Source organism: Streptomyces sp. NPDC091209, assembly GCF_044757755.1.
GTDB lineage: Bacteria > Actinomycetota > Actinomycetes > Streptomycetales > Streptomycetaceae > Streptomyces.
Window position 1 is genome coordinate 233,410 of sequence record NZ_JBIVVR010000011.1, and the last position, 24,510, is coordinate 257,919.

A 24,510-nucleotide genomic window follows, 5' to 3' on the forward strand; every position below is an offset into this window, starting at 1 on the left:
CCAGCCCTTTCAGGACCACGGCGCCCCGATCGGGCTGCGCCTGCCACTCGCGCACCCGGAACGGGTGACCGCGATCTCACGCAGAACGGCGACGCGTACGAGGAGGGGCTGGGCGCCGAGGCCTGGGTGCCGGCGCTGATCGCGGAGCGCACGCCCGAGAGCGAGGCACCGGTCCGCGCGATCAGCAGCCCGGGGGAAGTTCGCCCTGGAGACGCACGCGGACCAGGCGGCCGCGCTGATCCGGGACTCCCTCGGCCGGCACGTGTGAGAGGGCGGCGCGTGCCGCGGGGCACGGGCGCGCCCGTGGATTTGGAACCGCCCCCGCTCCACGGACGGGGGAGACCGTGAGGCGGGGGCGGAGTGGGTGACGGGCGGCCGGCCCGGGGGCCGGCGGCCGCGTCGGGCTGTCAGCCCATGTGGGGGTAGCCGTAGTCGGTCGGCGGAACCAGCGTCTCCTTGATGGCGCGGGTCAGCGTCCAGCGCATCAGGTTCTGCGGGGCCCCGGCCTTGTCGTTGGTGCCGGAGGCACGGCCGCCGCCGAAGGGCTGCTGGCCGACGACGGCGCCGGTCGACTTGTCGTTGATGTAGAAGTTGCCCGCCGCGTAGCGGAGCTTCTCCATCGTGTAAGCGGCCGCCGCGCGGTCGCCGGAGATGACAGCGCCGGTGAGGGCGTAGGCGGACGCCGACTCCATCTGGGTCAGCATCTCGTCGTACTTGTCGTCCTCGTAGACGTGCACGGCGAGGAAGGGGCCGAAGTACTCGGTCGTGAAGACCTCGTTCTCCGGGTCCGAGCACTCGACGACGGTCGGGCGCACGAAGTAGCCGACGGAGTCGTCGTACGAGCCGCCCGCGACGATCGTGCAGGTCGGGTCCGCCTTCGCGCGGTCGATGGCCGCCTTGTTCTTGGCGAACGACCGCTCGTCGATGACCGCGCCGATGAAGTTCGACAGGTCGGTGACGTCACCCATGGTCAGCCCGTCGACCTCGGCCGCGAACTCGTCCTTGAAACCGGAGTTCCAGATGGAGGCCGGGACGTAGGCGCGGGAGCTCGCCGAGCACTTCTGGCCCTGGTACTCGAAGGAACCGCGGGTCAGGGCGGTCTTGAGGACCGCGCGGTCCGCCGACGGGTGGGCGACCACGAAGTCCTTGCCGCCGGTCTCGCCGACCAGACGCGGGTAGGAGCGGTACTTCTCGATGTTGTTGCCGACCGTCTTCCACAGGTACTGGAAGGTCTTGGTCGAGCCGGTGAAGTGGATGCCGGCGAGGTCGCGGTGCTCCAGGGCGACCTTGGAGACCTCGATGCCGTCGCCGGTGACGAGGTTGATGACGCCCTTGGGCAGGCCCGCCTCCTCCAGGAGCTGCATCAGCAGCACGGCGGCGTGGGTCTGCGTCGGGGACGGCTTCCAGACGACGACGTTGCCCATGAGCGCCGGAGCGGTGGGCAGGTTGCCCGCGATCGCGGTGAAGTTGAACGGCGTGATCGCGTAGACGAAGCCCTCCAGCGGACGGTGGTCCATGCGGTTCCACACGCCCGGGGAGTTCGCCGGCGGCTGCTCGGCGAGGATCTGGCGGGCGTAGTGGACGTTGAAGCGCCAGAAGTCGACGAGCTCGCAGGGGGTGTCGATCTCGGCCTGCTGGGCGGTCTTCGACTGGCCGAGCATGGTGGAGGCGGCCAGCGTCTCGCGCCAGGGACCGGCCAGCAGCTCGGCGGCGCGCAGGATGATCGCGGCACGGTCGTCGAAGGCCATCGCGCGCCAGGCCGGAGCGGCGGCGAGGGCCGCGTCGACGGCGTCCTGGGCGTCCTGCTGGGTGGCGTTGGCGTAGGTGCCGATGCGCGCCTTGTGGTTGTGCGGCTGCACGACGTCGAAACGGTCGCCGCCGCCCATGCGCCGCTCGCCGCCGATCGTCATCGGCAGGTCGATCGGGTTCTCGGCCAGCTCCTTGAGCCTGGCCTCCAGACGGACCCGCTCGGGCGAGCCGGGGGCGTAGCCGTGCACCGGCTCGTTGACGGGGGTGGGGACCTGGGTCACAGCGTCCATATTGTCCGTAACTCCTTGAGTCGAGCGGGTGGTTCGGTCTCAGCCCTTGGTGAGGATGGAACGAGCACTGTGCCGGTCCGGGGGACAACCCCCGGACCCCCGGCCGAAGCCGCGGCACAGCCAAGTGGAATCAGCCACGTGTGATCATGCTTCGCAGGAAGAACACGAGGTTGGCCGGCTTCTCGGCGAGGCGGCGCATGAAGTAGCCGTACCAGTCGGTGCCGTACGCGGTGTAGACACGCATCCGGTGGCCCTCGGCGGCGAGCCGCACGTGCTCGTCGCTGCGGATGCCGTAGAGCATCTGGAACTCGTACTCGTCCAGTTTGCGCCCGGCCGTCCGAGCGAGCTCCTGGGCGATCGAGATGAGCCGCGGGTCGTGGGACCCGATCATCGGGTACCCCTCGCCCTCCATCAGGATCTTCAGGATGCGGACGTACGCCTTGTCGGTCTCGGCCTTCTGCTGGTACGCGACCTCGGCGGGCTCCTTGTAGGCGCCCTTCACCAGCCGGACGCGGCTGCCGCTCTCGGCGAGGCGGCGGGCGTCGGCCTCGGTGCGGAACAGGTAGGCCTGGATCACGCAGCCGGTCTGCGGGAAGTCCTTCCGCAGCTCCTCGTGGATGGCGAACATCGAGTCGAGGGTGGTGTGGTCCTCGGCGTCCAGCGTGACGGTGGTGCCGATGGCGGCGGCGGCCTCGACGACCGGGCGGACGTTGGCGAGGGCGAGCTCGTGACCGCCCGGGAATGCAGGGGCGGGCCCGGAGGGCCCTCGGTTGAGGGTGGTGGCGGGCGACGGGAGGGACTGCCCGAACATCGACAGCTTGATCGACATCTCGGCCTTGGTGCCGAGGCCGAGCTCCTTGAGGCGGCCGATCAGCTCCAGGTACGCGTCACGGGCGGCGTACGACTGCTCGGGGGTCGTGATGTCCTCGCCGACGACGTCCATCGTGACTTCCAGGCCCTTGCCCGTGAGGTCCTTGATGATCGGGACGACCTGGTCGACGGTCTCACCGGGGATGAAGCGGTCGACGACCGGCTTGGTCACCGGGGCGGCCGAGATCAGACGGCGCATCTTGTCGCTGCGCGAGGCGGCGAGAATCACGGGACCCAGCACGGGGCACCTCCACAACGAAGTCAGCAGGAGGCCGATCCCGACTGACTCGGGTGCGGCACGGAGAACCACCGTGAAACCTAGGGATCTCTCCGATCCTGGGCCATCGACAGCTGTCACGCATCCCTGCCCCGGATCTCAGACATTTGTATGAAGAGCCCTCGGATATGCGCGAGAATGCCCGGGTGAGCGGTGAATACAGAGGCGACTACCAAGAGCTGGTCGACGAGATCTCGGCGCTCCTCGGCGTCCCCGCGACGCTGGAGAACCGCGATTTCGAGCTGATCGTCTTCGGGGCGTACGACAGCGAGGGCGATCTCGATCCCTCCGCCCTGGACCCCGTGCGCACCCGCTCGATCCTCACCCGCCGGTCCACCACGGCGGTCCGCACCTGGTTCGAGGGCTTCGGCATCACCCGCGCGACCGGTCCCGTCCGCATTCCGCCGACCCCGGAGGCCGGGGTCCACCGGGGGCGGATCTGTCTTCCGGTACGCCATCGGGGCGTCGTCCTCGGCTATGTCTGGCTGCTCGACGACGACCCGGGCCTCACGGACGAGCAGCTGGCCGACGCCATGCAGGTGGCCTCCCGCATCGGCGCCCTGCTCGCGGACGAGGCGCAGGCCGGCGCGGACCTCACCCGCGAGCTGCGTGCCGTGCTGACCGCCGAGCGCGGCTGGCAGCGCGACATGGCCGTGGCCGAGCTGCGCACGGCGCTCGGCCCGCGCGGCGACGGCCTGCACACGGTGGTGTGCGTGGCGCCATGGCCCTCGGCCGACCCGGACGACGCGCCCTCCGCCCGTTCGGTGCCGGGGACGACGGCGCTGTGCACCATCCCGTGGGGCACCACCGGCCAGAGCCTGGCCCTGCTGGTACGGCTGCGTTCGCCGGAGGTCCTGACCCCGGCGGTCACGGCGGCCACCCGGTTCGTCCGGGAGGCGGAGGGCGGGCCCGCCGGCTCAGGGCGTCCGGGATCGTCCACCGAGGGGACACCGGCCTCCGCCCCCTCCGGCGGGACGGCCGCCGCCGGGATCGCCGGAGCCCGGGTGGGGCTCGGGGAACTGGGGGCCGCCTGGCACGAGGCGGCCGCCGCCGCGCGTGCCGCACTGGCGGAACCCCGGCTCGGCCCGGTCGCCGAGTGGGGGGCCATCGGGCCCTTCCGGCTTCTCACCGCGCTCCCCCAGGACGCGGCCCACGACCCTGTCGTACGGGCTCTGTTGGCCCCCGCGCACCGCGAACTCGCCCGCACCGCCGAGGTGTTCCTCGACCGGGCGGGCCAGGCCGGGCGCACGGCGGCCGAGTTGGGCATCCACCGCCAGACGCTCTACTACCGTCTGTCCCGCGTGGAACAGCTCACCGGCCTCGACCTGGACGACGGCGAGGACCGGCTGCTGCTGCACATGGCGCTCAAGGGGGCGCGGCTGTGAGGACCGCCGCGCCCGACGGACGGCGGACGCGTCACTTCGCGGTGGCGGCCTCGATGATCTGCCGGAGGGCCTCCGTCAGCACGTCCCCGTCGGGGGCGGTCTTCGGATCGAAGGTCCACTGCGCGATGACGCCCGTCATCAGGGTCATGTAGAAGCGGCCCAGAGTGTCCGCGGTCTCGTCGGACACCTCCTCCTCCGGCACGCCCATGAGAAGCGCGACCAGGCCCCGCCCGCCCTCCAGCTGGGCGCGGGCCAGATGGTCCCGCACCTCGGGCAGCTCGATGGTCATGACCTCCATGCTGAGCCGCCAGATGGAGCCGGGCTCCCGCATGGTCGCGACGATGTTCGACCACACCTCCCGGAACCGCTCCAGCGAGCCGGGCGCGCCTTCGATCCCGGCTCCCCCGCCCCCCTCGAAGGACATCGCTTCGACCAGCGAGATGTACGCCTGCGCGAGGAGCGCGTCCTTCGACCCGTAGTGGTAGCCGATCGACGCGAGATTCGTCCCCGATTCCTTGACGATGTCGCGCGCGGTGGTGCGCGCGAAGCCCTTCTCCAGCAGGCAGCGCTTGGCGCCTTCGAGCAGATCCTCACGGTGTCCCATGCCGACCAGCCTACCGCGATTCAGACAACCGTCCCATACGCACGTCAAGGACGAACGTATTAAACGCACGTACTAGACAAGCGTTTAAGACGCTCGTACAGTCCCTGGCATGACGAACCCGACGAGCACGACTCCCGCCTCCGGCGCCCTGGCCGGCCGCCGCGAATGGACCGCCCTCGGCGTCCTGATGCTTCCGCTGCTCCTGGTCTCGATGGACGTGTCGGTCCTCTACTTCGCGATCCCCTCGATCAGCGCCGACCTGGAGCCGAGCGGCACCCAGCAGCTGTGGATCTTCGACATCTACGCGTTCGTGCTCGCCGGCCTGCTGATGACGATGGGCTCGCTCGGCGACCGCATCGGGCGCCGCAAGCTGCTCCTGTTCGGCGCCGCCGCGTTCGGCACCGCCTCGGTGCTGGCCGCCTACGCGAACAGTGCCGAGATGCTGATCGCGGCCCGCGCGGTCCTCGGCCTGGGCGGTGCGACCCTGATGCCGTCGACGATGGCGATCATCCGCACGATGTTCACGGACCCGGGACAGCGCGCGAAGGCGATCGGCCTGTGGTCCGGCGTCATGACCGGCGGCATCGCCCTCGGATCGGTGATGAGCGGAGTCCTCGTCGAGTACTTCTGGTGGGGCTCGGTCTTCCTGGTCAACCTGCCCGCGATGGCACTGCTGCTGATCCTCGGCCCGTTCCTGCTGCCCGAGTCGAAGAACCCGGAGCCGGGCCGCTTCGACCTGCTGAGCGTTCCGCTGTCGATGGCCGCCGTCCTGCCGGTGATCTACGGCGTCAAGGAGATCCCGTCCGAGGGCTGGAAGACCGAGTACGTCGTCTCGGTCCTCGTCGGCCTGGTCTTCGCCGCCCTGTTCGTCCACCGTCAGCGCACCGCGAAGTCCCCGATGATCTCTCCCGCCCTGTTCCGCGGCCGCGGCTTCGCCCCCGCCGTCGTGCTCAACCTGATCGCCTCCTTCGGCATGCTGGGCTCCGCGTACTTCACCACCCAGTACCTCCAGTCGGTGCTCGGCAAGAGCTCCATGGAGGCCGCCCTGTGGGCCCTGCTCCCCACGGTCCTGGTCGGTGTCGCCGCGCCGGTCTCCGCGCAGCTCGTGCAGAAGGGCGTCCACCGCGCCCATGTCGTCTCCGGCGGCTTCGTCATCGCCGCCTGCGGCTACGGTCTGCTGGCCTTCGCCGGCACCGGCTCCCTGTGGCTGGTGCTGGCCGGAGCGGGCGTCCTCGCCTCCGGAATGGTCATCGTGATGTCGCAGATGATGGATCTGGCCCTCGGTACCGTCCCGGTCGGCAACGCGGGCTCCGCCTCCTCCCTGCTGGAGACCGGGGCGGAGTTCGGCGGCGCCCTCGGCATGGCCGTCCTCGGCTCCGTCGGCACGGCGGTCTACCGCCACGGCGTCCCGGCCGGCGCCCCGGCCGCGGCCCACGAGACGCTGGGCGGCGCGCTGGCCGTGGCCGGAGAGCTGCCGGGCGACGCCGGGCGGGCGCTGGCGGCAACCGCACGCGAGGCGTTCACCCAGGGCATGCAGGCCGCGGCCGTCGCGGGCACCGTCCTGCTGCTGGGCGCCGCGGTCCTCGCCACGGCGACACTGCGCAAGGTGGCGGTGCGCGAGGCCGACGAAGCCCGTGAGGCCGGGCCCGACGGCCCCTTCGGGGCGGCGACGTCCGAGGGGGCGACGGCCTGACACCCCGGGCGGGCGGCCCGGCGCCTGCCCACCACCAACCCGCCCGGCGGGCCGGACGACTCCGGCCCGCCCGGCACCGGCGCGTGCGGCACTCCGGACGCCCCTCGCCGGCCCGCGCACGCAGAGCCGGTCCATCGTTCCGGCCCACCTCCATCGGCCCGCGTCGGGCCTCGGGCCACCCCGCATCCCCCGCTCGGGGGGAGCGCATTCAGGCCTGACGGGCCCGGACACGCGCGTGAGGAGCCGGTCCCCGTTCCGGTCCCACCCCGCATCGGGCGGGTGTGCGACGCTCGGGATCGCTCCGCGTGCGTTCGTGCGCGTCCAGGGTGCGTCGGGCTGTCACGGCGCGGACTTGACCGAGGCGGGCGCGTACGGAACCGGGCCCGGGAAGCCGATGCCGGGGGCTGTCGGCGGGGCGTGCCAGGATGGGCTTGTGGCACAGACATTCGGCACGCCGTTCATCGGCCGGGGGGACGAACTCGCCCGGCTCACCGGTGTGCTGGAGCGCGCGAGGGAGGGCGACCCGCGCGCGGTCCTGGTGGCCGGGGACGCCGGCGTCGGCAAGACCCGCACGCTCACGGAGGCCGCGGCCCACGCGGCCGCCGCGGGGACGACGGTCCTGACCGGTCACTGCGTGGACCTCGGTGACGTGGGCCTGCCGTATCTCCCGTTCACGGAGATCCTCGGCGCGGCGGCGGCCGACGACCGCTTCGCCCCGGCCCTCGCGGCCCACCCGGCGGTGGACCGGCTGACCGGATCCGGTCCGGGGACCGGCATCGCACCGGACCCCGGCGGCCGGCTCCAGCTCTTCGAGGGCATCGCGGGCCTTCTCGCCGACCTGGCCGATGTCGCCCCGCTCCTGCTGATCCTCGAAGACCTCCACTGGGCGGACCAGTCCTCCCGCGACCTGCTGCGCTTCCTGCTCAGCCGGGGGGTGCTCCAGCGGCCCGTGCCCGGCGGCCCCGCCCGCCGCCTCGCGGTGTTCGCCTCGTACCGCGCGGACGACCTGCACCGCCGCCACCCGCTGCGCCCGCTGCTCGCCGAGCTGATCCGGCTGCCCGCCGTCGACCGGCTGGAGCTGCGGCCGATGGCCGACGCCGACGTGGCCCGGCTCGTGCGCGCGCTCGGCACCGGCCCGGTCTCCGACACCACGGTCCGGCGCATCGTCGAGCGCGCCGAGGGAAACGCCTTCTACGCCGAGGAGTTGCTCGCCGCGCTGCCCGGTGAGAACGGCCCCGCCTCCCCCGCCATGCCCAGCGGACTGGCCGACGTCCTCCTCATCCGCATCGAGCAACTCTCCGACACCGCGCAGCAGGTGCTGCGCACGGCGGCCGTCGCGGGGCGCCGCGTCGAGCACGACCTGCTGCGTGACGCCGTACAACTGCCGCAGGACGAGCTGGAGTCGGCGCTGCGCGAGGCCGTCGGCCACCAGCTCCTGGTGCCCGGGGGCGACGCGACGTACTCGTTCCGGCACGCGCTCAGCCGCGAGGCCGTGTACGCGGACCTGCTGCCCGGCGAACGGGTGCGGCTGCACAGGCGGTTCGCCGAACTCCTCGCGGGGCCCGCCCGTTCGGCGCGGAACGCGGCGGAGCGCGCCCATCACTCACGCGAGAGCCACGACCTGGCCGACGCGCTCACCGCCTCCCTCGAAGCCGCCGACCACGCCCAGTGCGTCGGCGCGCCCGCCGAGGAACTGCGGCAGCTGGAGGCCGCACTCGAACTGTGGCCCGCGGTGGACGCCACCGCCCGGCCCGAGGGCGGCGGCACGGTCGCCCTCACCCTGCGCGCCTCGGCGGCCGCCGCCCGCGCCGGTGAGACCCATCGCGCGGTCCACCTCACCCGCGACGCGCTCGCCCGGGCCGGCTCGGACGCCGACTCCGAGCTCGCCGCCCGGGTGCGGTACACCCTGGCGGGCAACCTGATGCGGATCGACAGCCTGAAGGACGCGTTCACGTACAGCAGCGAGGCGCTCGCGATGATCCCCGCCGAGCCGCCCTCGTACACCTGGGTGTGGGCGGCGGCAACCCATGTCATGGCGGCCCGCTATGTGGGGCGCGACCAGGACGCCGAGCGGGTCGCGCGGCAGGCTCTGGCCACCGCCGAGCGGCTCCGACTTGCCGACGCCCAGGCCGACTTGACGATCTCCCTGGTCGGCATCGAGGCGGACAACCGGCGCACTCCGAAGGGCCGCGAACGGCTGCGCCACGCCCGTGGACTGGCGCACGGTGCCGGGAACTTCCCGGTGGAGATGCGGGCGTTGTTCAACCTGGCCATCGGGTGCTACGAGTCCGGTGACCTGGACGAGTGTCTGGCCTGGCTCGGCGACGGCGTGGACCGGGCCCGCCGCGCCGGTCTCCTCTCCTCGCCGTACGCGCTGGAGCTGCGTTACCTCCAGTCCCTGGTGCTCTACACCCTCGGCCGCTGGGACGAGTGCGCGCGGGCGGCCGCCGCCGACGCCGAACTGCTGCCGGTGGCGGGCGGGTTCGCGACGGGTCCCGCCCTGTACGTCGCCCTCGCCCGCGGCGAGCACGAGGCGGCCGTCAGCAGGGCCCGCGCACTGCTCGACCGGCCGTTCGACTGGATGGCGACGCTCGTCGCGAGCATCGTGCTGACCGACGCGGCCGCGCAGAGCGGCGACGCCGAGGAGTCCGTGCGGCGGCTGCACACCGCGGCGAAGGAGCTCACGGACGTCTCCGGCGCCGACCTGCCCCCCGTCGTGGTGCGGCTCGCCGCGCTCGCACTGTCGGGGGTCGCGGACGCGGCCGAGGAATCGCGCCGGTCAGGCGGGCCGGCGGCCGGCGCCCCCTGGGCGGACATCGCGACCGAGCTGGTGGAGCTGGCCAGGAGCACGGCGGCCCAGGGCGGAAAGGGTGCCGAGCAGGGGCCCGAGGGTCTGGCCTGGCTCGCCCGCGCCGAGGCGGAGTGGCTGCGCGCCCGCAGCGGTCCGGACGTGGCGGCCTGGGAGCGCGCCGTGACGGCGTTCGGCTACGGCGATCCGTACGAGCTGGCCCGGAGCAGACGGCGGCTCGCGGAAGCGCTCCTCGCGGCCGGCCGCCGCGAGGAGGCCGCGGAGCAGGCCCGCGCGGCCCGGGACACCGCCCTGAGCCTCGGTGCGGCGCCGCTGCGCGAGGCCCTGGACGCGCTCGTCCGGCGGGGCGGCCTCGCCGGGGCGCCGGCCGGCGAGGAGCGGATCGCCGCGCTGACCGCCCGGGAGAGCGATGTGCTGCGGCTGCTCGGCCGGGGGCGCACCAACCGCCAGATCGGCGAGGAGCTGTACATCAGCGGCAAGACGGCGAGCGTCCATGTCTCGAACATTCTCGCCAAGCTGGGCGCCGCGAGCCGCACCGAGGCCGTGGCCATCGCCTATCGCGAGGGCCTGATCGAGCCGGATACGACACCGTCCGTATGAGGTGCCGCCGGACGCGCGAGGGCCGGGACACCCTCGGGTGTCCCGGCCCTCTGCTGCCGTGTGAAAGGCCGTCGCGGGTGAACCTCAGACGAGGTTGACCGACCGCGCCGACGTCGCGCCGATCTCCTCGGAGAGCTCGGTGAGGACGGTCTGCGGCACCGTGTCGTCGACGGTGAGGACCGCGAGGGCCTCGCCGCCGACGGCCGCGCGGGCGACCTGCATGCCGGCGATGTTGATACCGGACTCGCCGAGGATGCGGCCGACGGTGCCGACGACACCGGGACGGTCCTCGTAGCTCAGCACGACCATGTGGTCGGCGAGCGCGAGGTCCACGTCGTACTCGCCGACGGCGACGATCTTCTGCAGGTGCTTCGGGCCGGCCAGCGTGCCGGAGACCGCGACCTCCTGGCCGTCGCTGAGCGTGCCGCGCACAGTGACCACGTTGCGGTGGTCGGGGGACTCCGAGCTCGTGGTCAGCCGCACCTCGACGCCGCGCTCCTGCGCGAACAGCGGGGCGTTGACGTAACTCACGGTCTCGTCGACGACGTCCTCGAACACGCCCTTGAGCGCGGAGAGTTCGAGCACCTTGACGTCGTGCTGGGTGATCTCGCCGTACACCTCGACGTCGAGGCGGACCGCGACCTCGCCCGCGAGGGCGGTGAAGATGCGGCCGAGCTTCTCGGCGAGCGGCAGACCGGGCTTGACGTCCTCGGCGATGACGCCGCCCTGGACGTTGACCGCGTCCGGCACGAGCTCACCGGCGAGGGCGAGGCGCACCGAGCGGGCCACGGAGATACCCGCCTTCTCCTGCGCCTCGTCCGTGGAGGCGCCGAGGTGCGGGGTGCAGACGACCTCGTCGAGCTCGAACAGCGGGGAGTCCGTGCAGGGCTCCTTCGCGTACACGTCGAGGCCGGCGCCGGCGACACGGCCCTCCTTGAGCGCCGAGTACAGCGCCTCCTCGTCGACGATCCCGCCGCGCGCGGCGTTGACGATGCGTACCGTCGGCTTGACCTTGTGCAGCGCCTCGTCACCGATGAGACCGAGGGTCTCGGGGGTCTTGGGCAGGTGCACGGTGATGAAGTCCGAGACCTCGAGCAGCTCGTCGAGGGTGAGGATCTTCACGCCCATCTGTGCGGCGCGCGCGGGCTGGATGTAGGGGTCGTAGGCCACGACCTTCATGCCGAAGGCGGACATGCGCTGCGCGACGAGCGCGCCGATACGGCCGAGGCCGACGACGCCGAGGGTCTTCTCGGCGAGCTCGACACCGGTGTACTTGCTGCGCTTCCACTCGCCGTTCTTCAGCGCCGTGTTGGCCTGCGGGATGTGGCGCGCGGTGGCGAGGAGGAGGCCGCAGGCCAGCTCCGCCGCGGTCACGATGTTGGAGGTGGGGGCGTTGACGACCATCACGCCGGCCTTGGTGGCGGCGGAGACGTCGACGTTGTCCAGGCCGACGCCGGCTCGTGCGACGACCTTCAGCTTCTTGGCGGCGGCGACGGCCTCGGCGTCGACCTTGGTGGCCGAGCGGATCAGAATGGCGTCGACGTCGGCGATGGCGGGCAGCAGCTCGGCGCGGTCCGCGCCGTTGCAGTGCCGGATCTCGAAGTCCGGGCCGAGGGCGTCTACGGTCGCGGGCGACAGCTCTTCAGCGATGAGTACGACAGGTTTCGAGCTCACGTGAGTCCTCACAAGTCCAATGCGGACGGCCGTCCCGACGGCCGCAGGCGGTGGAGGGTTTGTAGCGGCCCCGGGGCGTGCCTGCACTTCTTGGGGGTCGCTTGAGCCGCGTGGAAGACGCACGACGCTGTGGGCCTGACGCGTTGTTGATGTGGAGCAGTGTAGTGGCGCCGAACCGGTCGTCCTGCGCCTCCGCGGAAGGATCACCCGTCCGTGGCTGGACGGGATGTCCAACACCGCGGCCCCGGGGGTTACCCGGGGTTCGGCGAAGGGGCCGGAGCGTGCCGCCCCGGCCCCTTCCCACGGGGCTTACGCCTCGTCGTCGTTCACCCACGACATGAGCTTGCGCAGCTCCTTGCCGGTGGTCTCCAGGAGGTGGTTCTCGTCCTGGGTCTTGTACTCGTTGTACTTCTTCAGACCCGAGTGGTACTCGTCCATCCAGTTACGGGCGAACGTGCCGTCCTGGATCTCGGCGAGGATCTGCTTCATCTCGGCCTTGGTGGCGTCCGTGATGATGCGCGGGCCGGTGATGTAGTCGCCCCACTCGGCGGTCTCGGAGACCGACCAGCGCATCTTCTCCAGGCCGCCCTCGTACATGAGGTCGACGATGAGCTTCAGCTCGTGGAGGCACTCGAAGTACGCGATCTCCGGCTGGTAGCCGGCCTCGGTCAGCGTCTCGAAACCGGCCTTCACCAGCGCGGCGGTGCCACCGCAGAGGACGGCCTGCTCACCGAACAGGTCGGTCTCGGTCTCCTCGGTGAAGGTCGTCTTGATGACGCCGGCGCGGGTGCCGCCGATGGCCTTGGCGTACGAGAGGGTGAGCGCGAAGGCGTTGCCGGTCGCGTCCTGCTCGACGGCGGCGATGCAGGGAACGCCGCGGCCCTCCTCGTACTGGCGGCGCACGAGGTGGCCCGGGCCCTTGGGGGCGACCATGCAGACGTCGATGCCGGCCGGCGGCTTGATGAAGTCGAAGCGGATGTTCAGGCCGTGGCCGAAGAACAGCGCGTCGCCGTCGTTGAGGTTGTCCTTGATGGACTCCTCGTAGACCTGGGCCTGGATCGGGTCCGGCACCAGGATCATGATGACGTCGGCCTCGGCCGCGGCCTCCGACGGCGTCACCACGCGCAGGCCCTGCTCCTCGGCCTTCGCCTTGGACTTGGAGCCCTCGTGCAGACCGACGCGGACGTCGACACCCGAGTCGCGCAGCGACAGCGCGTGGGCGTGGCCCTGGCTGCCGTAGCCGATGACCGCGACCTTGCGGCCCTGGATGATGGACAGGTCGGCGTCGTCGTCGTAGAACAGCTCGGCCACTGGGGTTCTCCTTGTTATCCGGTATTTCCGGTGTTGCGTCCCACCGTACGGCGGGCGGGGGAATTGAAGTTCTCTGGTCTCGGTATACGGGCGGACCGGGTGTGCGGCCCGCCCGTGCACCGGCGTTTTCCTGACTTAGGCCGACCGGTCCAGCGCGCGGAGCGACCGATCGGTGATCGAACGCGCCCCGCGTCCGATCGCGATCGTGCCGGACTGGACCAGTTCCTTGATGCCGAACGGCTCCAGCATCTTGCGCATGGCCTCCAGCTTGTCGGCGCCGCCCGTGGCCTCGATGGTGACGGCCTCCGGGGAGACGTCGACGGTCTTGGCACGGAACAGCTGAACGATCTCCACGATCTGGGAGCGCGTCTCGTTGTCGGCGCGCACCTTCACCAGAACGAGTTCCCGCTGAACGGAGGAACCGGGCTCCAGCTCCACGATCTTCAGGACGTTGACGAGCTTGTTGAGCTGCTTGGTGACCTGTTCGAGCGGAAGTTCCTCGATCACGTTCACCACGATGGTGATGCGGGAGATCTCGGGATGCTCGGTGACACCGACCGCGAGCGAGTCGATGTTGAAGCCGCGCCGGGAGAACAGGGCGGTGATCCGGGCGAGGACACCGGGCTTGTTCTCGACGAGGACGGAGAGGGTGTGCTTGCTCATGGGTCTGACTCGGCTCTTTCTCTCAGTCGTCTTCGTTGTCGCCGAAGTCGGGGCGGACGTCCCGGGCGAACATGACCTCGTCGTTGGAGGTGCCGGCGGCGACCATCGGCCACACCATCGCGTCCTCGTGGACGATGAAGTCGACCACGACCGGACGGTCGTTGATCGAGTTCGCCTCCTCGATCACCTTGTCGAGGTCGTCCGGGGACTCGCAGCGGATGGCGTGGCAGCCCATCGCCTCCGACAGCTTGACGAAGTCGGGGACTCGGGTGCCGGCGCTCGGCTGCTTGCCGTCCGCGTCCGGGCCGCTGTGCAGCACGGTGTTGGAGTAGCGCTGGTTGTAGAAGAGGGTCTGCCACTGCCGGACCATCCCGAGGGCGCCGTTGTTGATGATGGCGACCTTGATCGGGATGTTGTTCAGGGCGCAGGTGGTGAGTTCCTGATTGGTCATCTGGAAGCAGCCGTCGCCGTCGACCGCCCAGACCGTGCGGTCCGGCTGTCCGGCCTTGGCACCCATCGCGGCCGGGACCGCGTAGCCCATCGTTCCGGCGCCGCCGGAGTTCAGCCAGGTCGAGGGCTGCTCGTACTGGATGTAGTGCGCGGCCCACATCTGGTGCTGGCCGACGCCCGCCGCGAAGATCGTGCCTTCGGGGGCGAGCTGTCCGATGCGCTCGATGACCTGCTGCGGGGAGAGCGAGCCGTCAGCGGGCTGCTCGTAGCCGAGCGGGTAGGTCTCGCGCCAGCGGTTGAGGTCCTTCCACCATGCGGTGTAGTCGCCGGTGATCCCCTCGGTGTGCTCCTTCTGGACCGCCTGGACCAGGTCGGCGATGACCTCGCGGGCGTCTCCGACGATCGGCACGTCGGCGGCGCGGTTCTTGCCGATCTCCGCCGGGTCGATGTCGGCGTGGACGATCTTGGCGAACGGGGCGAAGCTGTCCAGCTTGCCGGTGACGCGGTCGTCGAAGCGGGCTCCGAGGGCGACGATCAGGTCGGCCTTCTGCAGCGCGGTGACGGCGGTGACCGAACCGTGCATGCCCGGCATTCCCAAGTGCAGCGGGTGGCTGTCGGGGAATGCGCCGAGCGCCATCAGGGTGGTGGTGACGGGCGCTCCGGTGAGTTCCGCGAGGACCTTCAGCTCGGCGGTGGCGTGCGCCTTGAGGACGCCGCCTCCGACGTACAGCACGGGCCGCTTGGCCTGGGTGAGCAGCTTGGCGGCCTCGCGGATCTGCTTGGCGTGCGGCTTGGTCACCGGGCGGTAGCCGGGGAGGTCGCTCTGCGGCGGCCACGAGAACGTCGTCTGGGCCTGCAGCACGTCCTTCGGGATGTCGACGAGGACCGGGCCCGGGCGACCGGTCGAGGCGATGTGGAACGCCTCGGCGATCGCCTTCGGGATGTCCTCGGGCCTGGTGACCAGGAAGCTGTGCTTGGTGATCGGCATCGTGATGCCGACGATGTCCGCCTCCTGGAAGGCGTCCGTGCCGATCGCCTTGGTGACGACCTGGCCGGTGATGGCGACCAGCGGGACGGAGTCCATCATGGCGTCCGCGATCGGCGTCACGAGGTTCGTCGCACCCGGGCCCGACGTGGCCATGCAGACACCGACCCTGCCGGTGGCCTGGGCGTAACCGGTGGCCGCGTGACCCGCGCCCTGTTCATGACGGACGAGCACGTGGCGCAGTCGGCTCGAGTCCATCATCGGGTCGTACGCCGGAAGGATCGTCCCGCCGGGGATGCCGAATACGGTCTCGGCCCCGACCTCCTCGAGCGAGCGGATGAGGGACTTCGCACCCGTGACGTGTTCGGGGGCGGACTGCTGTCCTCCGGAACGGGGCCGCGGCTGCGGATGGTGGGCCCCGGTGGCCTGCTCGGTCATCGGCATTCTCTTCTCGATGCTGAGGGTTTTTGCGTCTTTTGTGCAATGTACGACTGGTGCCTGTGCAACAAAAAACCCCTCGTGCCGTGAGGCAAGCGAGGGGAGCGCGCCGGGTGCGGTCGCTGGGTGTCCCGGACCTTTCCGGTGATCACCTAGCTTCAGCCGACGCGCTTTCCAAGTACGAGAATTCGGGTGCGCATGGCATTGACCCTCCCCCCGGCACGCACCGACTGTCAAGTGGGTGGGACGGGAGTCTCATTATGTGAGCGGAGGGCCGTTCCACCCCCCAGAACAGCGGGCACTGCACTCGTATACGCCCCTGCGCCGCCGCCCGCGAACGCAGGCTCGGCGGGTCCATTGGGCACCGGATAGTGGCCGGAAGAGAGCGCTCTGCGCAGCCGGTACTCGTCCAGCGGACCGGAGAACGCCATGCCCTGCCCATGGGTGCAGCCCATCGCGCGGAGGGCGACGACCTGCTCCGGAAGATCCACCCCGTCGGCCACGGACTGCAGCCCCAGATCGCCGGCGATCCGCAGCAGCCCACTGGTGATCTTGTGCAGCCGGGCGGACTCGACGACTCCCTCGACCAGACTCCTGTCGAGCCGCAGTACGTCGACGGGGAGCCGCCTGAGCGCCGTGATCGCCGCGTAGCCGCTGCCGAAGCCGTCCAGGGCGATCCGCACGCCGAGCCTCCTGAGCGCGTTCAGCCGGCGCTCCAGCTCGTCCAGGGGGACCCGGGGATCGGTGTCGGACAGCTCGACGATCAGGCCGCCCGAGGCGAGCCCGTGCCGGGTGAGCAGGGACTCCACGGAGCCCAGCGGCATCGAGCGGTCCAGCAGGCGCCGGGCGGTCATCCGGACCGCGACCGGCACCGCGACGCCCGCGGCGGTGCGCTCGGCGGCCTGCTCGACGGCCTCGTCGAGCATCCAGCGACCCAGTTCGGCGGTCCTTTCGCTGTCCTCGGCGACCCGCAGGAACTCGGCGGGCGTGAAAAGCACCCCTTGGGAGGAGCGCCAGCGCGCCTGCGCGGTGACCGACGCGATCCGGCCGTTCTCCAGCGACACCACGGGCTGGTGCAGCAGGGCGAACTCACCGTCCTGGAGCGCGGAGCGCAGCCGGGTCGCCAGCTCCGCCTTGCGGACCACGTCCTGCTGCATCTGGGGCGCGTACAGCTCGACGCGGCCCTTTCCGGCCGCCTTCGCTCGGTACATGGCGAGGTCGGCGTTGCGCAGCAGCTCCCCGGCGCCCAGGCCGGGTTCGGCGAAGCCGACGCCGATGGACGCGGCGACCCGGACATCGTTGCCGTCGATGCAGTAGGGCTGGGAGAGCCGGATCCGCAGACGGTCGGCGAGTTCCAGTATCTGCTGCTCACGGGCGGTGCGGTCGCGGCCTCCGTCACCGACGATGAGGGCCGCGAACTCGTCCCCGCCCAGCCGCGCGGCGGTGTCGCCCTGCCGGACGGAGTCCTGGAGTCTGCGGGCGGCCTGGACGAGCAGCTCGTCGCCGGCCTGGTGTCCGATCGTGTCGTTGACGGCCTTGAAGCCGTCGAGGTCGATGAAGAGGACGGCGGTGCCCCGGTCGGAGGAGCGGCGCCCCGACAGGGCCTGCTGGACGCGCCGGGTGAACAGCGCGCGGTTGGGCAGGTCGGTGAGCGGGTCGTGCTCGGCGTTGTGCTGCAGCTGCGCCTGGAGCCGCACGCGTTCGGTGACGTCACGGCTGTTGAAGATGAGGCCGCCGTGGTGCCGGTTGACGGTGGACTCCACGTTGAGCCAGCCGCCGTCACCGGACCGGAACCGGCACTCGATCCGGGTGGTGGGCTCCTCGGCGTGGCTGGCCGCGAGGAAGCGCCGTACTTCGTGGACCACGCAGCCGAGGTCCTCGGGGTGGATGAGGGAGGCGAGCTCGGAGCCGACGAGTTCCTCGGCGTCACGGCCGTAGACACCGGCGGCGGCCGGGCTGACGTATCTCAGGATGCCGTTCGGCGCGGCGATCATGATGACGTCGCTGGAGCCCTGCACCAGGGAGCGGAAGTGGTTCTCCTTCTGGGCCAGCTCCTGGGTGAGGGTGATGTTGTCGAGCAGCATGATGCCCTGGCGGACCACGAGGGCGAGGACGACGAGTCCGGCGGTGACGAGCACCACGCGGTCCACCCGGCGGCCGTTCAGGATGTTGTAGAGGATCCCCAGCGTGCAGACGGCGGCGGCCAGATAGGGCGTCAGCGCGGCCAGCGATCCGGTGATCGGACGCGTCGCCGGGTAGCGGCTCTGTCCCGGGCCCTGCGGGTTCGGGTGCGCGGGTCCGCCCTGCTGCCGCTCGTACGGATCTTCCGGCTCCCTGTGCTGCCCCTGGTGTTCGTGGGACCCGGGGCCCTCCTGCGAGGCCGGCGGTGATCCGTAGGGCGGGTGGGTCCCCTGGGGTCCGTGCGGAGCATGGCTTCCCGGGGGTCCGTGCTGGCCTTCCCTGCGCTGTCCCGGGATGCGCTCGTGCACCACGCGCGCGTGCTCCTCCGCGCCCTGCCCGTCCGGCCCGCGCCGGTCCGGGCTGTGCCGGTCGGGTCCGTACCGGTCCGGTCCATGTTCGTCGGTGTCGTGCTCGTCGGTGTCGTTCCCGTGCCGGGTGACGACCCAGGGGGCGTACGCGAGGAGCAGGGAGCCGGCGAACCATCCCGCGTCGAGGAGCTGACCCGAGTGGTAGCTGTTGTGCAGGAGGGGCGAGGTGAACAGGGCGTCGCACATCACGGTCAGCGCGAGCGCCCCGATCGCCGTGTTCACCGCCGACCGGTTCACCGAGGAGCGCCTGAAGTGCAGCGCGAGAACCATGCTGACCAGCGCGATGTCCAGCAGTGGGTACGCGAGCGACAACGCGGTGTGCGCGACGCTCGGCCCGTCGAACTTCGCGGCCTGGGCGAGCGCCAGACTCCAGGACAGGGTGAGCAGTGATCCGCCGATCAGCCAGGCGTCCAGCGCGAGGCACACCCAGCCCGCCTTGGTGACGGGCCGCTTGGCGAGCACCAGCAGTCCGACGATGGCGGGCGGCGCGAAGCAGAGGAAGAAGAGATCGGCGTAGCTCGGGGTGGGAACGGGGCGGTCGAGGACGACCTCGTACCACCCCCAGACCAGGTTCCCGAGTGAGGCCATCGCCGAGGAGAGCGCGAACAGCAGCCACGCGGGTCGAAAACGGCTGCGACGGCTGCGGGCGTAGAGGAAGCAGGAGACCGCCGCGGTGGCCGCCGCGACGCTCAGTCCGAAGTCGCCCATGATCAGGGCGAGACTCGTGGAACCCCAGCCGAGCGCGGAACCGACGGCGTATCCCGCACACAGCAGGGCCAGCACGAGTTGCGGGAACAGGCCCGTCCCGCCGTCGAAGACCGTCCGACGGGTCAGCAGCGCCCCGGGGGAGCTCACCGGGCCCACCCGGTCCGTGCGCCGGGGTCCACCTGGTCCCGGTGTGCCGGGTGCGCGTGCCTCCGGCGGCCTCCGTGCCTGCGGTGGTGATGGCCGCCGTGACCGCGGCTGTGCGTGGCCGCGCGCCAGGGTCGTCGGCGGCGGCCCCGCCGCGTCGGATCGTTGGTCCATAGGCCGTGCATCGCCCGTCGCCCCCCTCGCAGTCTCATGTCCGTCCCCGGCGCCGAACGGTGCGCGGCGCAGCCCCTGTCGGGACGATACACCAGTCTCGTCACTCAGGGACATAGTTCCTCTACGCTCCGTAACGACCAGGGGCTATGCCGGCACCGCCCGCATTCGGGGAACTGCGGAGGGTGCCCGAAGCGGACCGCGAGCGGACGCGTGGTCGCTCAGGTGCCGGTGGTAAGGACCACGTTGCGCAGCGGCTCCCGGTTCACGAAGAGGGTGAGCTGATCCGCCAGCAGCCGCTTGGCGCGCGGCCAGAAAGCCGAGGTGGGCCCGCCGACGTGGGGGCTGATGAGAACGCCGGGCGCATGCCACAACGGGTGCCCCGGGGGCAGCGGTTCGGGGTCGGTGACGTCGAGGGCCGCGGTGACGCGCCCGCTCTCCAGCTCCTTGAGCAGCGCCGAGGTGTCGACAACGGGGCCGCGGGCCACGTTCACGAGGAGCGCGCCGTCCTTCATCCGGGACAGGAAGTCGGCGTTCACCAGGCCATGGGTGGCGTCGGTGAGGGGCGTGGACAGGACGACGATGTCGAATTCGGGGAGCAGGGAGGGCAGTTCGGTGAGGGGGCGCACGGGACCGCGCGCCGTGGCACGGGAGGAGCGTGCGACGCGCGCGACCCGCGCGAGCTCGAACGGCACGAGCCTGTCCTCGATGGCGGACCCGATCGACCCGTACCCCACGATGAGGACGGACTTGTCGGCCAGCGAGGGACGGAAGCCCGTGCGCCACTCCTGTGCGTCCTGGCCCCGCACGAAGTCGGGGACGCCGCGCAGCGAGGCGAGGATCAGGGTGAGGGTGAGCTCCGCCGTGCTCGCCTCGTGCACTCCGCGCGCGTTGCACAACACCACGCCGGGAGGAAGGGACTTGAGGCTCGGCAGGACGTGGTCGACGCCGGCGGAGAGTGTCTGCACGACCCGGACCGACGTCATTTCGGACATCGGCCGCCGCGAGACGGCGGGCGCCTTCATATAGGGCACCACATAGAACACGCAGTCGCCCGGATCCGCGGGAAACTCCTGGCCGCCGTCCCAGAAGCGGTAGCTGAGGCCTTCGGGGAGTCCGTCGATCTCGTCGGCGCGAAAAGGAAGCCAGACATCGGAAGTCATGGTCAGGAGGTTATGCCAGGCGCCCATGCGCGCAGAGGTTAGGTTGGGGGCCAATCGAGGGAGGATCACGGCCAGGTGGAGCGCAGAACGATCGGGGCCGCGGCGCTCGATGTGGGGGCGGTCGGGCTCGGATGCATGCCGATGAGCTGGGCCTACACCGGGTCGCGACAGCGCGGCGAGGAGTCGCTGCGCGCGGTGAACACGGCGCTCGACCGGGGTTCGACGCTGCTCGACACGGCCGACATGTACGGCCCCTTCACCAATGAACTGCTCGTCGGGCGCGTGCTCAAGGAGCGGCGCTCCGAGGCCTTCGTCTCGACCAAGGTCGGCCTGCTGGTGGGTGATCAGCACCTCGTGGCCAACGGCCGCCCCGGCTATGTGAAGCGGGCGTGCGACGCGTCGCTGCGCCGGCTCCAGACGGACGTGATCGATCTCTATCAACTGCACCGCGCCGACCCGGAAGTGCCGGTCGAGGAGACCTGGGGCGCGATGGCCGAGCTCGTCTCGGCCGGAAAGGTGCGCTCGCTCGGGCTGTGCGCGGTGGGTGCCCGGTCCGCCCGACGAGCGGGGGCGCGGCTGCACGACGGAACGATCCGCCAGCTTGAGCGGGTGCAGCAGGTCTTCCCGGTGAGCACGGTGCAGGCCGAGCTGTCGGTGTGGTCGACGGAGGCGCTGGACGCGCTGCTGCCGTGGTGTGCGGCGCGCGGGGTCGGGTTCCTCGCCGCGATGCCGCTCGGCAACGGCTTCCTGACCGGCACGCTGACCCCCGGCGAGGGCTTCGAGCCCGACGACCTGCGGGCCCGGCATCCCCGCTTCACCGCCGAGATGATGGCCGCGAACCAGCCCATCGTCGTCGGTCTGAGGCGCGTCGCGCGACGGCACGGGGGCGGCGGCCCTCCCGTCACGCCGGCCCAGGTGGCGCTTGCGTGGGTCCTGGCCCAGGGTCCGCACGTGGTCCCGGTGCCGGGGGCCAAACAGGAGCGCTGGGTCACGGAGAACGCGGGGGCGGCCGGGCTGCGGCTGACGGCGGAGGATCTCGCCGAGGTGGCGGGGCTGCCGGGGGCGCTGGGATCCTGGGACTGAGCGGCGCTTCGTATCCCGGCACGGATTGCCTGTCCGTGATCGGGAACCCGTGGAACGCGAGCGGTGTATGAACAGGGGGACCGCCGCGTCGAAGGGACACTGATGGTGCAAGTTCGAGCAGTGACAGTCGTGTTGGCCACGACCGCGCTTCTGGTGACGGCCGGCTGTTCGTCCGGCGGCGGAGGGGGCTCGGCCGGTCCGAGCACGCTCCCGGGCATCGGGAGTACGGCGCCGACGTCGTCGCCCTCACGGAGCGCCACCCCCGAGGAGACACCGCCCGCGAAGGGCTCGGTGAAGGTACTGCGCACCGTCACCGAGGATCTCAACAGTCCCTGGGGCCTCGCGCCGCTGCCCGGAGGCGGTCTGCTGGTGTCCTCGCGGGACAAGGGGACGATCACCCGGATCGACGAGAAGACCGGCGGGAAGACCCTGCTGGGCGAGGTGCCCGGGGTGGCCCCGGCCGGCGAGGGGGGCCTCCTGGGGATCGCGCTCTCCCCCGACTTCGCCGCCGACCACACCATCTACGCGTACATGACCACCGCCTCCGACAATCGCATCGTCCGTGTGCTGTACGACGAGAAGAAGCCGTCCGGCGAGCAACTGGGCGCACCGGACACGATCTTCAAGGGCATTCCCAAGGGCGTGATCCACAACGGCGGCAGGATCGCGTTCGGTCCGGACAAGATGCTGTACGCGGGCACGGGCGAGACCGGTGACCGGGGCCTGGCCCAGGACAAGAAGTCGCTCGGCGGGAAGATCCTGCGGATGACGCCGGACGGCGAGCCGGCGCCGGGCAATCCGTTCCCCGACTCGCCCGTGTACTCGTACGGGCACCGCAACGTCCAGGGTCTCGCCTGGGACGACAAACAGCGGCTGTGGGCCTCGGAGTTCGGCCAGGACACCTGGGACGAGCTGAACCAGATCAAGCCGGGCGACAACTACGGCTGGCCGGTGGTCGAAGGCATCGGCCACAACAGCGAGTACCACGACCCGATCGTCCAGTGGCACACCGACGAGGCCTCCCCGAGCGGGATCGCCTACGCCGGGGGGTCCATATGGATGGCGGCTCTGAAGGGCCAACGCCTGTGGCGCATCCCGTTGAACGGCACCAAGGCGTCCGCGGCACCCGAGGCCTTCCTGAAGGGCACGTACGGCCGTCTCCGCACGGTGGTCTCCGCGGGCGGCGACAGACTCTGGCTGACCACGAGCGAGACCGACGGCCGCGGCACCCCGGTGAAGGGCGACGACCGGATCCTGGAGCTGCAGGTGACATAGTGCTGGATTCCTCTTTGACTGGGTATATGTCCTGGTGGCGGGGTAGTTGATGGTGCTCGGGGGCGGGTGCTGGGCGATGGTTTTATGGGCACGACCGGAGCGTGATGAGGACGAGCGGGCCGTCGTTCGCAGGTTGTCGCGGGCACGGAAGGCTCCTCGGGATGTGGTGATGCGGGCCCGGATGATCGAGCTGAGCTGGTCGGGGCTGCGGGTCCCTGCGATCGCCGTGGAGCTGGACTGCAGCCAGAAAACGGTCCGCTGCTGGCTGCACCGCTTCAACCGCCTGGGCCTGCAGGGACTGGATGATCTGGGCGGGCAGGGCCGCAAGCGACGGATCACCGAGCAGGAACGATCCCGGATCATCTCCCTGGTCAAGACCGTGCCGCCGGGACGACTGCGGTGGGAGCCCGTCGGGGAACTGTGGGCCTTCGACGAGTCCGGACCGCCCGAGTGGACGCTGGATTCCCTGGCCGCAGCAGCACGGGCCGAAGGAATCGAGGTGGGCCGCTCACAGGTCCGCCGGATCCTTCTCGCCGAGGGTGTCCGCTGGCGCCGCACCCGGTCCTGGATGCGATCGAAGGACCCGGACTTCGTCCCAAAAGGACACGGATCATCGGCCTCTACACCCAGCCGCCCGACGGTGCGACGGTGATCTGCGCCGACGAGCTGGGACCGGTGATCCCCCGAACCTTCCCGCCCGCACCCGCCTGGTCACCCGACGGGCACCGGATCAAAGCGGAACTCGACTACAGCCGCGGACCGGAGAAAACCTGGGTCTACGGCGGTCTACGGCCGGCCGACGGCCAGGCCCTGACCATGACCGCGTCCTCCCGCAACAGCATCTTCTACCAGCAGTTCCTGCAACAGGTCGAGGACGCCAACCCGGACAGGGAGATCTGGATCGTCACCGACAACCTGTCCAGCCACAACAGCCTGTCCACCCGGACCTGGCTCGAGGACCATCCCCGCATCCACCACGCATTCATCCCCGTCGGCGCATGCTGGCTCAACCTCCAAGAAGGCTGGTGGCGCATCTTCCGCAAAGCCGCCCTCGCCGGCCGCTCCTTCGCCAACCCCGACGACATCGCCCACGCCACAACCCTCGCAACCAACCAGCTCAACTCCCGTGCGAACCCCTGGATCTGGGGCCGAACCGCACCGCCAACCCGCTCCCTACGACGCCGATACGTGTACCTCGTTTGAGGAATCCAGCAATAGGCGCGCGGCACGGCTACGGGGCTTGCGTCGACTCAGAATCGGGTGCGGACTCGGGCGCCGGCTCGGGCTCCCGCCCCGATGCGGACTCGGGCTCCGGGTCCGGGTCCGGGTCCCGCTCCGATACGGACTCCGGCGCCGGGTTCGGCACCGGGACCTTGACCGTTTCAGGATCCGACCGGCTTTCGGGCCGGTCCCCGGGGCGGGGCTCGGGTCGAGGCTCGGGGCGGGGCTGCCGGTCCTGTCGTGGCACCCGTACGACCACCTTGCCCGAGGTCAGGTCGATCGGGCCGCGGCCCGGGTCGCCGTCGTTCAGGTCGACGCGGCTCAGTTCCAGCCGCTTGCGTTCGTCGTCGGTGTGCTTGCGGCCCGGTGCGAAGAGCTCCTCGAACATGTTGAACACG

General features: G+C 71.0%; 17 protein-coding genes. 7 read left to right on the top strand and 10 right to left on the bottom strand.

Annotated features, from left to right (window positions below; genetic code table 11):
• Nucleotides 1-407: 407 nt before the first annotated feature.
• Together pruA and ACIQRL_RS29925 are read right to left on the bottom strand one after the other, a co-directional pair.
• Complete coding sequence (pruA, locus tag ACIQRL_RS29920; RefSeq protein ID WP_401337330.1) at nucleotides 408-2,039, bottom strand: L-glutamate gamma-semialdehyde dehydrogenase; 1,632 nt, start codon at nucleotides 2,037-2,039, stop codon at nucleotides 408-410.
• 130 nt (nucleotides 2,040-2,169) lie between these two features.
• Complete coding sequence (locus ACIQRL_RS29925) at nucleotides 2,170-3,150, bottom strand: proline dehydrogenase family protein (RefSeq protein WP_401337332.1); 981 nt, start codon at nucleotides 3,148-3,150, stop codon at nucleotides 2,170-2,172.
• Between the two features lie 164 nt (nucleotides 3,151-3,314).
• Here ACIQRL_RS29925 and ACIQRL_RS29930 point away from each other — a divergent pair, with 164 nt between their 5' ends.
• Complete coding sequence (locus ACIQRL_RS29930) at nucleotides 3,315-4,571, top strand: PucR family transcriptional regulator (RefSeq protein ID WP_401337333.1); 1,257 nt, start codon at nucleotides 3,315-3,317, stop codon at nucleotides 4,569-4,571.
• A gap of 31 nt (nucleotides 4,572-4,602) precedes the next feature.
• On the opposite strand, the gene ACIQRL_RS29935 is transcribed toward ACIQRL_RS29930, so the two are convergent.
• The gene (locus ACIQRL_RS29935; protein WP_401337334.1) at nucleotides 4,603-5,175 is read right to left on the bottom strand and encodes a TetR/AcrR family transcriptional regulator; all 573 of its coding nucleotides are present in this window, start codon (nucleotides 5,173-5,175) and stop codon (nucleotides 4,603-4,605) included.
• Nucleotides 5,176-5,284: 109 nt separating this feature from the next.
• Here ACIQRL_RS29935 and ACIQRL_RS29940 point away from each other — a divergent pair, with 109 nt between their 5' ends.
• Together ACIQRL_RS29940 and ACIQRL_RS29945 are read left to right on the top strand one after the other, a co-directional pair.
• Entirely contained in the window at nucleotides 5,285-6,868 is a 1,584-nt protein-coding gene (locus ACIQRL_RS29940) for an MFS transporter (protein WP_401337336.1), read from the top strand.
• 394 nt (nucleotides 6,869-7,262) lie between these two features.
• A complete protein-coding gene (locus tag ACIQRL_RS29945) occupies nucleotides 7,263-10,277 on the top strand; it encodes an AAA family ATPase (RefSeq protein WP_401337518.1) in 3,015 nt (1,004 codons plus the stop codon).
• 84 nt (nucleotides 10,278-10,361) lie between these two features.
• Here the strand turns inward: ACIQRL_RS29945 and serA are convergent, their stop codons facing one another.
• From serA to ACIQRL_RS29975, 6 genes are all read right to left on the bottom strand, one after another.
• Nucleotides 10,362-11,951, bottom strand: coding sequence for a phosphoglycerate dehydrogenase (serA, locus tag ACIQRL_RS29950; RefSeq protein WP_401337338.1), 1,590 nt, complete (start codon nucleotides 11,949-11,951; stop codon nucleotides 10,362-10,364).
• Nucleotides 11,952-12,260: 309 nt separating this feature from the next.
• Nucleotides 12,261-13,262, bottom strand: a complete 1,002-nt coding sequence (ilvC, locus tag ACIQRL_RS29955; protein WP_365876357.1) for a ketol-acid reductoisomerase — start codon at nucleotides 13,260-13,262, stop codon at nucleotides 12,261-12,263.
• 135 nt (nucleotides 13,263-13,397) lie between these two features.
• Nucleotides 13,398-13,925 (bottom strand): acetolactate synthase small subunit, encoded by a 528-nt coding sequence (gene ilvN / locus ACIQRL_RS29960; protein WP_401337339.1) that lies wholly within the window; start codon nucleotides 13,923-13,925, stop codon nucleotides 13,398-13,400.
• A 22-nt stretch (nucleotides 13,926-13,947) separates the two neighbouring features.
• Entirely contained in the window at nucleotides 13,948-15,798 is a 1,851-nt protein-coding gene (locus ACIQRL_RS29965; RefSeq protein WP_401337341.1) for an acetolactate synthase large subunit, read from the bottom strand.
• A 233-nt stretch (nucleotides 15,799-16,031) separates the two neighbouring features.
• Nucleotides 16,032-19,373 carry an EAL domain-containing protein gene (locus ACIQRL_RS29970; protein ID WP_401337342.1) on the bottom strand — a complete coding sequence of 1,114 codons (3,342 nt, stop codon included), beginning with the start codon at nucleotides 19,371-19,373 and terminating at the stop codon, nucleotides 16,032-16,034.
• Between the two features lie 218 nt (nucleotides 19,374-19,591).
• Nucleotides 19,592-20,533 carry a 2-hydroxyacid dehydrogenase gene (locus ACIQRL_RS29975; protein ID WP_401337344.1) on the bottom strand — a complete coding sequence of 314 codons (942 nt, stop codon included), beginning with the start codon at nucleotides 20,531-20,533 and terminating at the stop codon, nucleotides 19,592-19,594.
• 75 nt (nucleotides 20,534-20,608) lie between these two features.
• Between ACIQRL_RS29975 and ACIQRL_RS29980 the strand changes: the two genes are divergently transcribed.
• From ACIQRL_RS29980 to ACIQRL_RS29995, 4 genes are all read left to right on the top strand, one after another.
• Nucleotides 20,609-21,616, top strand: a complete 1,008-nt coding sequence (locus ACIQRL_RS29980) for an aldo/keto reductase (protein WP_401337346.1) — start codon at nucleotides 20,609-20,611, stop codon at nucleotides 21,614-21,616.
• A 102-nt stretch (nucleotides 21,617-21,718) separates the two neighbouring features.
• Nucleotides 21,719-22,891: a PQQ-dependent sugar dehydrogenase gene (locus ACIQRL_RS29985; RefSeq protein WP_401337348.1), complete on the top strand. Its 1,173-nt coding sequence runs from the start codon at nucleotides 21,719-21,721 to the stop codon at nucleotides 22,889-22,891.
• Between the two features lie 169 nt (nucleotides 22,892-23,060).
• Nucleotides 23,061-23,543, top strand: a complete 483-nt coding sequence (locus ACIQRL_RS29990) for a helix-turn-helix domain-containing protein (protein ID WP_401337350.1) — start codon at nucleotides 23,061-23,063, stop codon at nucleotides 23,541-23,543.
• Nucleotides 23,540-24,094: a transposase gene (locus ACIQRL_RS29995; RefSeq protein WP_401337352.1), complete on the top strand. Its 555-nt coding sequence runs from the start codon at nucleotides 23,540-23,542 to the stop codon at nucleotides 24,092-24,094. Before ACIQRL_RS29990 ends, ACIQRL_RS29995 begins: the two co-directional genes overlap by 4 nt.
• A 28-nt stretch (nucleotides 24,095-24,122) precedes the next feature.
• Here ACIQRL_RS29995 and ACIQRL_RS30000 read toward each other — a convergent pair whose 3' ends face one another.
• Nucleotides 24,123-24,500 (bottom strand): DUF6191 domain-containing protein, encoded by a 378-nt coding sequence (locus tag ACIQRL_RS30000; RefSeq protein WP_401337520.1) that lies wholly within the window; start codon nucleotides 24,498-24,500, stop codon nucleotides 24,123-24,125.
• Between the last annotated feature and the right edge of the window lie 10 nt (nucleotides 24,501-24,510).

Coding starts and splice junctions, on each gene's coding strand:
- ACIQRL_RS29935 (WP_401337334.1), bottom strand. CDS start 5,175: ATGGGACACCGTGAGGATCTGCTCGAAGGCGCCAAGCGCTGCCTGCTG.
- ACIQRL_RS29940 (WP_401337336.1), top strand. CDS start 5,285: ATGACGAACCCGACGAGCACGACTCCCGCCTCCGGCGCCCTGGCCGGC.
- ilvN (WP_401337339.1), bottom strand. CDS start 13,925: ATGAGCAAGCACACCCTCTCCGTCCTCGTCGAGAACAAGCCCGGTGTC.
- ACIQRL_RS30000 (WP_401337520.1), bottom strand. CDS start 24,500: ATGTTCGAGGAGCTCTTCGCACCGGGCCGCAAGCACACCGACGACGAA.
- ACIQRL_RS29965 (WP_401337341.1), bottom strand. CDS start 15,798: ATGACCGAGCAGGCCACCGGGGCCCACCATCCGCAGCCGCGGCCCCGT.
- pruA (WP_401337330.1), bottom strand. CDS start 2,039: ATGGACGCTGTGACCCAGGTCCCCACCCCCGTCAACGAGCCGGTGCAC.
- ACIQRL_RS29975 (WP_401337344.1), bottom strand. CDS start 20,533: ATGACTTCCGATGTCTGGCTTCCTTTTCGCGCCGACGAGATCGACGGA.
- ACIQRL_RS29985 (WP_401337348.1), top strand. CDS start 21,719: ATGGTGCAAGTTCGAGCAGTGACAGTCGTGTTGGCCACGACCGCGCTT.
- ACIQRL_RS29945 (WP_401337518.1), top strand. CDS start 7,263: ATGCCGGGGGCTGTCGGCGGGGCGTGCCAGGATGGGCTTGTGGCACAG.
- ACIQRL_RS29990 (WP_401337350.1), top strand. CDS start 23,061: ATGCGGGCCCGGATGATCGAGCTGAGCTGGTCGGGGCTGCGGGTCCCT.
- ACIQRL_RS29930 (WP_401337333.1), top strand. CDS start 3,315: ATGCGCGAGAATGCCCGGGTGAGCGGTGAATACAGAGGCGACTACCAA.
- ACIQRL_RS29970 (WP_401337342.1), bottom strand. CDS start 19,373: ATGGACCAACGATCCGACGCGGCGGGGCCGCCGCCGACGACCCTGGCG.